The 13,836-nt window shown below is 35.1% G+C and carries 16 protein-coding genes and 1 riboswitch; of the genes, 6 read left to right on the top strand and 10 right to left on the bottom strand.

Annotated elements, in window-relative coordinates; genetic code table 11:
• Positions 1-6 precede the first annotated feature (6 nt).
• Positions 7-132: a transposase gene (locus ACTF54_RS08250; RefSeq protein WP_438969134.1), complete on the top strand. Its 126-nt coding sequence runs from the start codon at positions 7-9 to the stop codon at positions 130-132.
• Between the two features lie 171 nt (positions 133-303).
• Here ACTF54_RS08250 and ACTF54_RS08245 read toward each other — a convergent pair whose 3' ends face one another.
• Both ACTF54_RS08245 and ACTF54_RS08240 read right to left on the bottom strand, forming a co-directional pair.
• Positions 304-594: a type II toxin-antitoxin system RelE/ParE family toxin gene (locus ACTF54_RS08245; RefSeq protein WP_438969131.1), complete on the bottom strand. Its 291-nt coding sequence runs from the start codon at positions 592-594 to the stop codon at positions 304-306.
• On the bottom strand, positions 584-838 hold the full coding sequence (locus ACTF54_RS08240) for a hypothetical protein (protein WP_347195242.1): 255 nt from the start codon (positions 836-838) through the stop codon (positions 584-586). The genes ACTF54_RS08245 and ACTF54_RS08240 overlap by 11 nt, the downstream gene beginning before the upstream one ends.
• 175 nt (positions 839-1,013) lie before the next feature.
• Between ACTF54_RS08240 and ACTF54_RS08235 the strand changes: the two genes are divergently transcribed.
• From ACTF54_RS08235 to ACTF54_RS08225, 3 genes are all read left to right on the top strand, one after another.
• Positions 1,014-1,667: an HD domain-containing protein gene (locus ACTF54_RS08235; protein WP_347195241.1), complete on the top strand. Its 654-nt coding sequence runs from the start codon at positions 1,014-1,016 to the stop codon at positions 1,665-1,667.
• A gap of 25 nt (positions 1,668-1,692) precedes the next feature.
• Complete coding sequence (locus ACTF54_RS08230; RefSeq protein ID WP_438969130.1) at positions 1,693-2,499, top strand: tRNA pseudouridine(38-40) synthase TruA; 807 nt, start codon at positions 1,693-1,695, stop codon at positions 2,497-2,499.
• Positions 2,500-2,577: 78 nt separating this feature from the next.
• Positions 2,578-3,162, top strand: a complete 585-nt coding sequence (locus ACTF54_RS08225; RefSeq protein ID WP_347197020.1) for a DUF2911 domain-containing protein — start codon at positions 2,578-2,580, stop codon at positions 3,160-3,162.
• A gap of 89 nt (positions 3,163-3,251) precedes the next feature.
• On the opposite strand, the gene ACTF54_RS08220 is transcribed toward ACTF54_RS08225, so the two are convergent.
• From ACTF54_RS08220 to ACTF54_RS08185, 8 genes are all read right to left on the bottom strand, one after another.
• Positions 3,252-4,040, bottom strand: coding sequence for a head GIN domain-containing protein (locus ACTF54_RS08220; protein ID WP_347197021.1), 789 nt, complete (start codon positions 4,038-4,040; stop codon positions 3,252-3,254).
• Positions 4,041-4,234: 194 nt separating this feature from the next.
• Entirely contained in the window at positions 4,235-5,341 is a 1,107-nt protein-coding gene (locus ACTF54_RS08215) for an acyloxyacyl hydrolase (protein ID WP_438969129.1), read from the bottom strand.
• A gap of 165 nt (positions 5,342-5,506) precedes the next feature.
• Entirely contained in the window at positions 5,507-5,827 is a 321-nt protein-coding gene (locus ACTF54_RS08210; protein WP_438969128.1) for a 2Fe-2S iron-sulfur cluster-binding protein, read from the bottom strand.
• Positions 5,827-6,894 (bottom strand): NAD(P)/FAD-dependent oxidoreductase, encoded by a 1,068-nt coding sequence (locus ACTF54_RS08205; RefSeq protein WP_347197074.1) that lies wholly within the window; start codon positions 6,892-6,894, stop codon positions 5,827-5,829. The genes ACTF54_RS08210 and ACTF54_RS08205 overlap by 1 nt, the downstream gene beginning before the upstream one ends.
• A gap of 467 nt (positions 6,895-7,361) precedes the next feature.
• Positions 7,362-7,769: an RrF2 family transcriptional regulator gene (locus tag ACTF54_RS08200; RefSeq protein WP_347197024.1), complete on the bottom strand. Its 408-nt coding sequence runs from the start codon at positions 7,767-7,769 to the stop codon at positions 7,362-7,364.
• 148 nt (positions 7,770-7,917) lie between these two features.
• The gene (locus ACTF54_RS08195) at positions 7,918-9,024 is read right to left on the bottom strand and encodes an aspartate kinase (RefSeq protein WP_438969127.1); all 1,107 of its coding nucleotides are present in this window, start codon (positions 9,022-9,024) and stop codon (positions 7,918-7,920) included.
• Positions 9,015-10,004 (bottom strand): alpha/beta fold hydrolase, encoded by a 990-nt coding sequence (locus ACTF54_RS08190; protein ID WP_347197026.1) that lies wholly within the window; start codon positions 10,002-10,004, stop codon positions 9,015-9,017. Before ACTF54_RS08190 ends, ACTF54_RS08195 begins: the two co-directional genes overlap by 10 nt.
• Positions 10,005-11,297, bottom strand: a complete 1,293-nt coding sequence (locus ACTF54_RS08185; protein WP_347197027.1) for an O-acetylhomoserine aminocarboxypropyltransferase/cysteine synthase family protein — start codon at positions 11,295-11,297, stop codon at positions 10,005-10,007.
• A gap of 128 nt (positions 11,298-11,425) precedes the next feature.
• Positions 11,426-11,533: riboswitch (SAM riboswitch) on the bottom strand.
• Between the two features lie 390 nt (positions 11,534-11,923).
• Here ACTF54_RS08185 and metK point away from each other — a divergent pair.
• Positions 11,924-13,180 carry a methionine adenosyltransferase gene (metK, locus tag ACTF54_RS08180; protein ID WP_438969126.1) on the top strand — a complete coding sequence of 419 codons (1,257 nt, stop codon included), beginning with the start codon at positions 11,924-11,926 and terminating at the stop codon, positions 13,178-13,180.
• A gap of 90 nt (positions 13,181-13,270) precedes the next feature.
• Entirely contained in the window at positions 13,271-13,771 is a 501-nt protein-coding gene (locus ACTF54_RS08175) for a hypothetical protein (protein ID WP_438969125.1), read from the top strand.
• Positions 13,772-13,836 lie beyond the last annotated feature (65 nt).

The raw sequence follows: 13,836 nt of genomic DNA, 5'->3' as shown, positions 1-13,836 counted from the left end.
AGCCAGATTATCAAGGCACTCAAAGAAAATGAACAAGGCAGATCAGTAGGTGATCTATCTAGAGAGTTAGGTATTGACAAGAGTACCTTTTACTATTGGCGTAAGAAGTATGGTGGAATGGATCGTCAATAACTCAAACGTCTTAAAGAACCAGTAAATACAATAATGGATTAAAAAGAGACCTTTGGAATTACTAAGAGTTAGATATAGATTCATTACAGTACAATTTTGATATAAAAAGTCTAATCAAATTACAAAAGTCGATTAATAAACCTACGTTTACTAAGCTGTATTAGTAATTATTTATTTTATATTACTAGAATCAAAATCTCTTTGATTATCAATTATAGCTAGAATTTCTATCAAATCTGTAATCCTGTAATAGATAGTAGTGCGTTTTCTAAAAACTAATTTTCTGATGCCACGAGAATCGCTTGCAATTGGATAACTCATTGGAAAGATAGTTGCTAAATAAAGAATATGCTCGAAGTCTACATAATAAGAATCTCCAAAATCTTGTCCAAATTCGCCATCCAGATATTCCAATATATCATTAAGGCCTGATTTAGCCTCAGTCGTTAAATCATAATCCACGCTTTTGTCTCATTTCTCGTCTAAAATCTTTTCCAGAAATCATTTCTCCAGCATCAGCCTGAGCAATTCCTCTTTCTATGGCAGCAATATGATGTTGAGGAATATTTTCATAATCACGAGCTGGTTCTTCTACTGTTTCTGTAGATGGATCGTTACTCAATTTCTTATCCAGCACATTCTCTTTGTACCATGCATAATCAAAATCGGTCAATCGTTCTAACGTTTCTCTTTGTTCTTTTGTCATGGTAAAGTCTTTCTAAATAGTTATTTAAGAACTTAAATATAAAATATTAGCAACTGTTTTTATTAATTTCACCTTGGTACTGCAACAGGTTAGATATAAACTTCTTTTAGTCTTGCTTTCGCGAAAGCGAGACTAAAAGAAAGCGAGATCAAAACAAGCTTCTTACCTTTACAACATGACCCAACAACAAATCATAGATAAAACCGTAGAGTTTGTTAAACAAAAATTACAAAACGCAGAAGGTGGACACGACTGGTTCCATATAGAACGTGTATGGAAAAATGCCAAATTAATCGCGCAAAACGAAAAGTGCGATCGTGCCATCGTAGAATTAGGAGCGCTTCTTCACGACATCGCCGATTCCAAATTTCACAATGGTGATGAAACAGTTGGTCCTAAGGTAGCAAGAGCATTTCTAGAATCTCTTGAGGTTACAGAAGACGTCATTCTTCACGTAGAAAACATTATCAAATACATTTCTTATAAAGGTGGTCATCAAAGTAAAGATTTTACCAGCATAGAACTAGACATTGTTCAAGATGCCGATAGACTGGATGCCATAGGTGCGATAGGAATAGCACGTACTTTTAATTATGGAGGTTTTAAAAACAGGGCTATTTATGATCCTGAAATTGCTCCAGATTTAAACATGACTAAAGAGCAATATAAAAACAGTACTGCTCCTACCATCAACCATTTTTATGAAAAACTGCTGTTGCTTAAAGACTTAATGAACACCAAAACAGGTAAGAAAATTGCACAGCAACGTCACTACTTTATGCAGGAGTTTTTAAACCAGTTCTATGCCGAATGGAATGGTGAGAAATAACTAATTTTGCTTTCTACTTAATTCTATGAATCCAGGACCTTTTGCTCAAAATAACCGTCAGTTTTTCCTGATCAAGCTGCAATACCTAGGTTTTAGATTTCATGGCTGGCAAAAACAACCTAACAATGTCCCAACGGTAGAACGTATGGTGTTGAGAACCTTGCGTTATGTTTTTGACCATTCTAATTTTAAGGTACTCGCCGCCGGCAGAACTGATGCTAAGGTTTCTGTAAATGAAACCTGGATTGAATTATTCCTAGACGATTCCCAGGAGTTAGAAGTAGATCAGTTTCTAGCCGATTTCAATCAAAATTTACCTAGCGACATTAGAGCGTTAGAAATTGAAAAAACAGACAAAGATTTTAACGTTATTCAGGCTCCTAAAATTAAGGAATACATCTATCTCTTTTCGCACGGAGAAAAGTTCCATCCTTTTTGTGCCTCTATGATGGTGTATATGAAAAGTGAGCTGGACATCAAATTGATGCAAACGGCAGCTAGATTATTTGAAGGAACACATAACTTCTGGTCCTATACTTATAAACCTTCTGAAACCACAGAAACTACCTCAACTATTGAAAGCTGTTACATTGAAAAGAATGAGCTTTTTACCGCAAACTTTTTTCCAGAAAAAAGTTTTGTCTTTAGAGTTACAGGAGCAGGATTCAAACGTCATCAAATACGACTGATGATGGGCATGTTGTTTGACCTAGGAATGCATAAATTCTCATTAGAAGAGTTTATAGAAACACTAGATGGTAATAAAAAAATACACCTTTCTCACATCGCTCCACCTAGCGGTTTAATGCTTTATAAAAGTGAGTTCACATAACATTGATTCTTAGATTATTGTTAAAGTGATGTATTCGTGATAAGTAGTCTTTATTTTTAAACCAAATAAAAATACATCATGAAAAAATACATTTTATTGTTAGCTGTAGTACTTTCTACCTCATCGCTTTTTGCTCAAGATTTTAGTCCAGTAGATAAAAGTCCACTAGACGCCTCTTTCTTCCCTGCAGATGCTGCAAAACGTGCCTTCAGAAAAGGTGTTACCGAGCCTAAAATTAGAGTTCTTTATAGCAGACCTAGTTTAAATGATAGAAACATATTTACTACGGAGGATAAGAAAAAAGATGGCATAACTGTTTATGGCAAGTCATGGAGATTGGGTGCCAATGAAAGTACCGAGCTTCTTTTAATGCAAGATGCCATGATAGGCGATAAACTAGTTAAGGCTGGTCGTTATTCTATCGTGGTAACTCCTACAGAGAAAGAGTGGACCTTTCATATCAATTCAGAAAATGATGGTTGGGGAAATTATTCTCATAAACCAGAACTTGATGTGGTAACAGTTTCGGTTCCTGTAACTATGAACGATAAAAGTTTGGAACAATTAAGCATCACTATGTATTCTCCTAATAAAGATAACACAGTACATCTTAAAACGGGATGGGGAAAATATAGAACTGAACTTCCTATAGTATTGAGATAACAAAAATCCCCTTCAAATAAGCACTTCAATTTTAATTTATTGAGGTGCTTTTTTATGTCCGCTCTCGCGAAAGTGAAATCAGAAATAATCTACTGATCAATAATCAATCTACCTTGCCAGGTTTCTTGAACGTACACTGTTACAGGTCTTGATTTTAAAATCACATCGCCGTAACCATTGATAATTCCAGATATATTCTCTCTTACGTCCATATTCCAAGAAGCTGTACCACGATGAAAGATCTGCGCATTTTGAATAATAAGATCATTTGCAATTAACCTTCCATCGCCTTTATCCCAATTCAAATTGGCATTTTCTACAGATCCTGTGAGGTAGAAGTTGCTCAATTTATTAGTATGGATAATAAGATTTTGAACATTAAGTTGCAATCTAAAATCTCCAGTAGAATGATAAAAATCTTCCTCTGGACCATCGTTAGAGAGTAAGGTTAGACTGTTCCATCCTATAACACCTTCTGACCTTACATCTTCGCCAGTACTGGATCTTATCTCCGTAATATTAGGCGACGTGACTACAACCTCGGTGATGCCGTAATCTCTAACAAGGTTGCAACCATTATTATTAACGACTTCTAGTCTACCATCATTTACAGTAACATCCACATCATTTAAAAGGTTCTCTCCAGTTTTTACTACCACTTTTTGATTTGGCCCATCTTTTACGGTAAGTTTTAAACGTTCAAAAATTAGTATTTTATCAAATGACTCTAGCTCATATTCCTGCTCAATGAAGTCGCCGGCAGCTTGAGTACAGTTCAAACCATCTTCTGAATCACAGCCGTGTGTAAAAATTACCATTGCTATTACAAACAACAATTTGAGCGACTTCAGATATTTTATATTTAATATTTTAATCATCTATTACTTTTATACCGACTTTGACAAGCTTAGTCTGACAGTGTTTTATTTTAGAACTCTTTTTCCTATCTTAATTTTTTTCCTGAGGAAAGAACCGATCCTGCATTAAAATAAGCTTTTGAGCTTAATTCTTTTTTATTCAAAATTGAATTTCGAGTTCAGGTTCAGGTTCAGGTTCAAGCTCAAGTTCAGGTTCATAATCTATATCCTATTCCTAAACTCACACCTTCGGCAGCAGCGCCATGAGATTTGAGTGTTAAACTTGCAAAAACGCGATCGTTAAGTCTTCTTTGCAGTCCCATTCTATTATAAATTCTGGATTCAAATGGAATAGGCCAATACACATAATAACCGAATTGCGTTAAAACACTGGTTTTACCTAAGTGTAATTCATGACCTATAAAAACACCTACTCGCTGAAAATTTTCATCACCAGTAATTCCTTCTTCAGGAAAACTATTAGCTTGAAAATCTCTAAATTCCTTGAGAAATTCACTGATAAAAACCTCTGTTCCTGCATTCAAACTACTCTTGATATTGATTCTTTTATCGATATAAAATGAAAAGTCATAAAATGGAAATTGCCCACTACCACGAAAATCACTCTCATTAACACCCATTCTAGCAACAAAGTTGTAATGAATAGGCTCAGAATATTTTCTTTTCTCCCAAATCTTGAACTCTGGAATATTTTCTTTATTCAATGTATAATTCAATCCTGCCTGAAAAAACCAAGTGTTTGTAGAATTATTAGGCGCTCGCACATTTGCATTAGAATAATGAATAATAGTTGCACCAGCGTGAAAACCCAAACCTTTTACAATATTCTCTTTCCTGTAAACTGCATTAAGGTAAGTTGTACTTGTTATGGTAGAACCATAGGCATTATTACGCGGATTTTCAATTTCATCAAAAGGCTTTGTCACATAAGCAAGCCCTTGCCCTATTCTCAATTGAAAATTACGATTAAAAAAATGAAAGTTATAATGCGCATAAGCACTGTAAGCCTCGCCCAGCTCAAAGGTTTTCATGTCTTGATAAGCTGCACTAAATCCCCAATCTGGAAACCCAAATCTAGATTGCCATTCTTCTTCACCAAAGGTTTTACGGTTGTAACTCAATAAGATTCCTGTAGGATGATCTGTAATTAAATGTGCGATATCTGGATTGTGTTCTAATATCGAGCCGTACAAAAAAGAGGCGTCTAGCGTCGCCACCTTTGGAAATTCTTCTTTAGTTTGTGCAGTAACCGCTTTCGCGAAAGCGAGACAAATTAATAAACCTAAACACTTTTTAAACATAAGAACGAAACTACGATAGAAAAGTATCCAAAAATCAATCTCCAGAAATCTCTGTGTAATTTAATCGATGAAAAGGCTATAAATCTTTTTAAACTAAAAAAATAGCGCTAATAATCAACTATAGGTTCTCGTATTTACTTAATCTGTATAAATGAAATATAATCCTTACTCTTCTGGAGCTAGTTCTATAATAAGACCTTCTAGGGTTTCTGTTATAGGAATCTGACAGCCTAAACGTGAATTTTCTTTAACGTTATATGCTTCCCAAAGCATTGCTTGCTCGTCATCATTGCGTTCTCCCAGAACATGATCACTAATGATATAACACTGACAAGTAGCACACATGGCCATGCCGCCACAAACAGCTTGCACTGGAAGATCATAAGCCTTACAAACCTCCATCAGGTTCATGTTCATATCTGTAGGAGCAAGAACTTTATGTTCTTTCCCTTCTCGATCTATGATGGTTATATTTACATCTGACATTAGTTATTTCCTATTTTCTTAACTACTGCTTTTTCTGCCTCTTTGCGAGAACCATCAAAACCATCTATTCCACCTACCGTTGTGTATTTCATTACATATCGCTTATCTGGAAAAATGCGCTGGTAAGCACTTTGACACATTAATGTAGCTTCGTGGAAACCACATAATATAAGTTTTAACTTACCTGGATAAGTATTGACATCTCCTATAGCATATATGCCAGGAATATTTGTCTGATAATCTAAAGTGTTATCTACTTTAATCGCATTTTTTTCAATCTCAAGTCCCCAATCTGCAATAGGACCTAGTTTAGGTGCAAGTCCGAATAAGGGAATTAATGCATCGCACTCGATAACTTCCATTCTCTTAGCTTTATCATTATGTTGTAATAAAACAGACTCCACTTTGTCCTCACCTTTGATATCTAATACCTCAGCTGGAGTCACTAAACGTATTTTATTTTCATTAACAAGATCTTGAACTTTTTCTACACTATCCAGCGCACCACGGAATTCTTCTCTTCTGTGAACCAAGGTTACCTCGGCAGCGACATCTGCTAAGAAAATGGACCAGTCCAGAGCAGAGTCACCGCCGCCAGCAATCACTACTTTTTTGTCACGATATACTTCTGGATCTTTAATCATGTATGAAACACCATTGTCTTCGTACTTTTCAATTCCTTCAATAGCTGGTTTACGCGGTTCAAAGGATCCTAAGCCACCTGCAATAGCTACTACTTTTGCATGATGTTTTGTTCCTTTACTAGTTGTAACTATAAATGAACCATCTTCTTGCTTTTCTATGGTTTGAGCGCGTTCTCCAAGTGTAAAACCTGGTTGAAAAGGCTCAATTTGTTTCATAAGATTATCTACTAGGTCGCCAGCCAGTACTTCTGGAAAACCAGGAATATCATAGATAGGCTTTTTAGGATACAATTCAGAACATTGACCACCTGGTTGTGCCAGCGCATCAATAATATGGCACTTCAGCTTTAATAACCCAGCTTCAAAAACGGTAAATAGTCCTGTAGGTCCAGCACCTATAATCAATATATCTGTAGTAATCATATCTTATGTCATAGCAACTTTAGGGCTAACAAATTAGCATTATGCAAAGGTCGTTATGAAAAGGCAGCTAAACAAATGATTTTTGATATCTATTGATAGGATCAACAGATTTAAAAGGCAGGTAATTTTTGCCCTTGTACGAAAGAAATACTTTAATAAAAATTTTGCTGAATTGAGATAGAAAAAATGTTATTTGAACGGCCAACAGCGAGATGCTAAAATAAGAAAACAGCCCATCTTAATATCGTAATCATCTCGCCTTGTATGACCTATCCAAAAACTACTTGTTAAAACTTAACAGTACAAATATAGGTCATTATTATTACCCTACAACCCCTATAGGTTAATTTCGTATTAATGAATTAATAAAATAATCATAAAATATTCATTAAAAGTTGAAAATACCTTAATGAATTGTGAGTATTAAGTAAAAATCCATGTTTATAAAGATAAACTTTTATAATGTATTAAACTAAATCTTGTAAAGTTTGATTGTCCAAAATCTCAAGTGTATTGTCTCTTACTTGCGTCATCAATTTATTCACCGCACAAGAATCTTCATCTACACAGTCTTCACATTTTTCATAAAAGTTGAGACTTACACATGGTAGCATTGCAATAGGTCCTTCTAAGATACGATGGACAGTAGACATTCTTATCTTTGATGGAGCTTGCATTAAATAGTAGCCGCCACCTTTTCCTTTACGACTACCCAAAATACTATTTTTACGCAATTCTAATAAAATCGCCTCTAGAAATTTATGTGATATATTTTCTGAATCTGCAATAGTAGCGATAGATGTAGGTTTATTATCATCCAATCTTGCCAGAAAAGTTAGGGCTTTAATTCCGTATTTAGTTTTTCTTGAAAGCATCTTCCAAATCTACTACTTTCTGTAATGAAGTACAACGCAACTCATATGATTCTCATAGGTAAGGTGTAAAGATTTTTTATTTGAATTGAACGATTTTAACTTTATTCGCTTTCGCGAAAGCGAAATAATCATCGAGCTTATTCACTGATTAAATCACTTGAAAAACCTTTTTTGTGGCTTTACTTATTTTTATAATATCTGACAATAGACCACGAGCGGTAACTGCCTTTCCAGCGCCAGCGCCTTTAATGACCAATGGATGTGCTGCATAGGATTCTGAATAAATTTCAAAAAATCCGTCACTTCCTTGCAATTGACCTGCTGGACTTTCCTTTTTTACCGCTTGCAATGAAACTGTTAGAGTTTTGTTTAAAACATCTAATTGCCCTAGATGTCTTAAGACTTCATCTGGTTGTAATTGTGATTTCTTTTCCTCTAAAGAGTGATCTAACTTTTCAATTTGATCAATAAACTGGTTTAAAGACGCAGGACGTAATTCTGGCATAACTAAATTCTCAATTGCTATATCATTAAACTCAAGTTTTAATCCTGATTCTCTTGCTAAAACCAGTAGCTTTCTAGCCACATCATTACCAGAAAGATCTTCTCTAGGGTCAGGTTCTGTAAAGCCATTTTTAAGAGCGTCGAGTACAATTTCAGAAAAAGGCACTTCTTCCTGAGAAAAGCGATTGAACATATATCCTAATGAACCTGAAAAAACACCGTTTACAGCAAATAGTTGCTCGCCACTTTTATGTAAATTTCTAACTGTTTCTACGATGGGTAATCCTGCGCCTACGTTAGTTTCATATTCAAAAGATAGTTCTTTTTCTTGTAGTAATATTCTCAAGTCATCATAGAAACTTTGTGAAAGAGTATTAGCAATTTTATTTGCAGTTACTACATGAAATCCATGTTCTATTAGCTCTGGATAAAACTGAGAAAGTTCTTTACTAGCTGTAGCGTCTACTGCTATACGAATCGTTAGATCACCACTAGAAAACCTATAAAAATGATCTGCATTTCTAGTGACAGATTGCTCAGCAAAAACTTCTTTCCAATCTTTACTTATTCCATCCTTATCTGTCAAAACTTTTTTACTGTTTGCAAGACCTACAATTTTTAAATCAATCCCTTGATTTTCTTTAAAAAACTGCTGACTGTCTAGAATCTGTTTAATTAATGTACTTCCTACATTTCCTAAACCGAATAAATATATATGTATAGTATTCATTTGTTGTTGTATTAAATGCATTTTCTTTTTGCAAAATGCGGTTGTATTTTATCCAGTTGTTCCTTAAGAAGTCTGGCTACTTGATCCTGTTCAATTAAAAAAGCATCGTGACCATGAATACTGTCTATCTCGTGGTATTCTATATCTTTATAATTTCTCAATAATTCATAAGTTTCTCGATCTTCTTGAGCTGTAAAAAAACCATCACTATTTATAGCAATCAACCTGATTTTTGTTTCACTACTAGCGACCGCTTTCAAAATATTATCGTTGTATTTTTTTGCAGCATTTGCTGTACTTAACAAATGATTTAAAAGACGATAAGCTGGAAACGTAAATCGTTCTTTTAGTTGTAAACCATGATAATTTAACCAGTTGATTACTTTAAAGTCTTGTTCTTTTTCTCTATTAAACTTATTTCTAAAACTTTGTGGGGTTCTATAAAAAGTCATCGCGTGTTGTCTAGCATCTTCTATAGGTTGTGAAGAATGACTCAATATTCTTTCTTGAATATGACAATTTGCAATGATCCAGTCAGTGGCTTTCCAATCTGCTGCTATAGGAATAATGACACCGAATAGTTCTGGATAGATGACAGTCATTTCCCAAAGTAAACATCCACCTATACTGCCGCCTATGCCAGCGTGTATGTAGCAAATTTTAAGTTCATTCAACGTGACCACAAAAGCCTGCGCCACATCTTCTAGCGTCCAATCCTGATAATTAAAAATAAGATGATCAATATTTTCATCAAAACCATTTCCAGGAATATCTAAGGCAACGATGGTAAACTTATTAGTATCAATTGCTTTACGACTACCTAAAAGCGCATCCCACCATTCAGGTACTGAAGAATTACCAGTTAACGCATGATTTACCAGAATAATAGGCGCTGTATGCAACACACGCCCAAAAATCTGATAGGAAACACTAATATCCTGCACTTTTCCTGACTTCAATTTAAAGTTAGGAAGCTCGATATGTTTTAGCTTTTGAGCCATTTATGCAAGAACTTTTTTATTGATGGTTGCAAACGCTTGTTCCAGATCTGCAGTGAGATCGCTCACATCTTCAAGACCTACAGAAAGTCTGATCAGGTCTTTAGTTACACCAGTGCTTAACTGGTCTTCATCTTTTAATTGTTGGTGCGTCGTACTTGCTGGATGTATAATAAGTGACTTGCTATCGCCTATGTTTGCGAGTAACGAAAATACTTTTGCACTGTCCACTACTTTTTTTGCATTTTCATAACCACCTTTTACTCCAAAGGTTACAATACCGCTTTGGCCTTTAGGCAAATATTCTTTTGCCAGGTTATGATACTCGCTCGTTTCTAGACCTGGATAATTAACCCATTCTACCTCTTCTTTACTTTGCAACCATGTTGCTAATGCTAGCGCATTTTTAGAATGTTGAGCAACTCTTAATGATAGAGTCTCTAGGCCTTGTATAATTTGCCATGCGTTAAATGGTGAAATAGCACCACCTAGATCGCGCAGTCCTTCAATGCGTACTTTTGCAATAAAAGCTGCTGCTTCTAAAGCCTCACTATAAACCAGTCCATGATATCCTGCACTAGGCTCTGTGAATTCTGGAAACTTACCGTTAGTCCAGTCAAAGTTTCCTGCATCGATAATCACGCCACCTAAAGCGGTTCCATTACCATTGATGTATTTAGTAAGAGAGTGAATTACAATATCTGCTCCATATTCAATTGGATTTAGTAAATAAGGAGTTGCTACCGTATTATCTACTATTAGAGGAACTCTAGCTTCTTTGGCTTGCTTTCCAATTTTCTTGAGATCTAGTACGTCTAACTTTGGGTTTCCTAGAGATTCTACAAATATGGCGCGAGTGTTTTCTTGTGTCGCTTTTGCAAAAGCGTCCTCTTCATTAGGGTTTACAAACGTAGTAGTAATTCCCAAACGTGGTAAAGTCACAGAAAGTAAATTAAATGTACCACCATAAAGAGAGTTGCTAGCCACAATGTGATCTCCTGCTCTTAATAGTGTTAATAAAGTAGTAGAAATGGCACTAGTTCCAGAGGCAGTTGCAACGGCTGCAATTCCACCTTCTAGTGCTGCAAGACGTTGCTCTAAAACATCTACTGTAGGATTATTAATTCTTGTGTAAATGTATCCAGGCTCTGCAAGTGCAAATAAATTTGCGGCGTGATCGCTATTATTAAATACATAACTGGTAGATTGATACAAAGGTACTGCTCTTGTACCACCGTTCACTTTTACATCATGACCAGCATGAAGTGCGTTTGTTGAAAATTTTTGATTTGACATTTTGTTTCTTTTTTTAATTAAAAATTAGTTGAAGAACAAAACCAAATTGAAAAAGCACTTCCTGTCTAGACGCTTTGCCTAGATAGAAAATCAAAAAAGAAACTTGTTAGTATAACCTACTTACACGTGTATCATCTATTCCCAAATATGTGGGCAGAATTTAGCACCTTCTTAACGAGAGTTAAGGGTTGCTAAGGAGTCGATGGGTCTGATCCCTCGTCCTTTCTTGATAATTTCAATAAGGTTATGAACGTTGAAACAAAGATTCAGAAAACTATTTGTTATTTCCAAATTTTTAACTGTTTTTAGTCCTAGTAAATTGATAGGGTTAATGCAGGTATTTGATAATTAAGTTATTAATAATAAAAAGAAGAGGTTTTTCTAAATATCAAACCTATAGTGATCGTTAAGAAAGCTATAAAGCTGTACAAAAACAATTGTAATATATTACATTTGCATTTCAATAAAGAGGAAAGATTTGGCTGCTTGCGACCTCGTTTTCATAAGAAAACATAAAACGCTAAAACAGTGTACTGCGCAAAACAATACAGCCACTTTATCTTCTATTTTTTATTAATCACGCGAGATTTGTAATTATTACGCTTTCGCGAAAGCGCACATATAAAATGCCATATTTATTTACATCAGAGTCTGTTAGTGAAGGACATCCAGACAAAGTTGCTGATCAAATCAGTGATGCTTTACTTGATAATTTTCTAGCTTTTGATCCAGAGTCAAAAGTGGCTTGTGAAACGCTGGTTACTACTGGACAGGTAGTTCTTGCTGGAGAAGTCAAGTCAAATACGTATATCGATGCAGCCCAAATAGCCCGCGATGTAATCAATAAGATAGGTTATACCAAAGGTGCTTACCAGTTTTCTGGAGATTCTTGTGGGGTTATTTCTTTGATTCATGAGCAATCACCAGATATCAATCAAGGTGTAGTTCGCGCTACTAAAGAAGAACAAGGTGCTGGAGATCAAGGAATGATGTTCGGTTATGCTACAAATGAGACCGAGAACTACATGCCTCTTGCATTAGATATTTCTCATAAAATATTAATTGAACTTGCTGCTTTACGTCGTGAAATGAAAGACATCACGTATTTACGACCAGATGCAAAATCACAAGTAACGATTGAGTATAGCGATGATAACGTACCGCAACGTATTGATGCGATCGTTATCTCTACACAGCACGACGATTTTAACGATGATGAGGATACAATGCTAGCGCAAATCAAAAAAGATCTTGTTGAAATATTAATTCCTAGGGTTAAAAAACTACTTCCAGATTATGCTCAGAAGTTATTCAATGATGATATCACTTATCATATTAATCCGACTGGTAAGTTTGTTATAGGTGGACCGCATGGAGATACTGGATTAACTGGCCGTAAGATTATAGTAGATACTTATGGTGGTAAAGGTGCTCATGGTGGTGGTGCTTTTTCTGGTAAAGACCCTTCTAAAGTAGATAGAAGTGCGGCTTATGCATCACGCCATGTAGCAAAAAACCTTGTGGCAGCTGGTCTTTGTACAGAAGTATTGGTACAAGTTTCTTATGCGATAGGTGTTGTGAAACCAACTTCTATAAATGTAGATACTTATGGAACCTCTACTGTTGATTTAACTGATGGAGAAATCTCAAAGAAAGTAGCCGAAATTTTTGACATGCGTCCTGCAGCGATTGAATCCAGATTGAAATTAAGAAACCCAATTTATCAAGAAACGGCAGCTTACGGCCATATGGGTAGAACACCACGTACTGAAAAGCGTGTTTTTGAATCTCCTTATAATGGAAGAGTAGAACGCAAAGTAGAATTCTTTACTTGGGAAAAGTTAGATTTTGTAGATGAAGTGAAAAAGGCTTTTTCTTTGTAATAATTTTATTAAAGAATTAAAACTCTTCAAGTTGACGACTGACTTGAAGAGTTTTTTTATTTCCTATATTAAGATTTAGAAAAAAATGTTATGAAAAACGTATTTACCTTATTCTTCTCTTTGCTATCCGTATTCTATATAGTTGCTCAAGAGCCTATTAAAGAGTCTTTATCAAAAAAAGAAAAGGCAGAAAAATTGTTGTCTACAAAGATTGAAATAGATGTCAATACAGAAATGTTTACTCCTGTGGCTATCAATACTTATGTTTCAGAAAAACCAAAAGGTTTAATTATGACCTTGATTGTACCTGAAAGTTATCAAAAAGCTAAAGAAACACTGAATAACAAAATTTCAGAAGAAATTGTCGTGACCGAACAAGGAGAAAAAACAGTAAATGGTATTACCTTTTTATATGTCAATGGCTATACAGAATCTGAGGGGAAAAAATTATCTAGCACTATTTATTGTGTAAAGTATAACAAAGAGTCCTGTTTAATGTTCATGGGAATGATAGATGAAGACGCAACAACCAAACATAAAAATGCAATCGCTAATGCTGCTATTTCAATTGTGAAAAATTATGAGAATTAATTTAATAACCTATATAGTTTACTTCCCATAGACATAAGAAAAACGGCTTGCGAGACATTTCAGCG

This window comes from Nonlabens sp. (genome assembly GCF_965657255.1).
Taxonomy (GTDB): Bacteria; Bacteroidota; Bacteroidia; order Flavobacteriales; family Flavobacteriaceae; genus Nonlabens.
The sequence above is the reverse complement of the archived record's forward strand: the minus strand, read 5'-3'. Positions and strand labels throughout refer to the sequence as shown.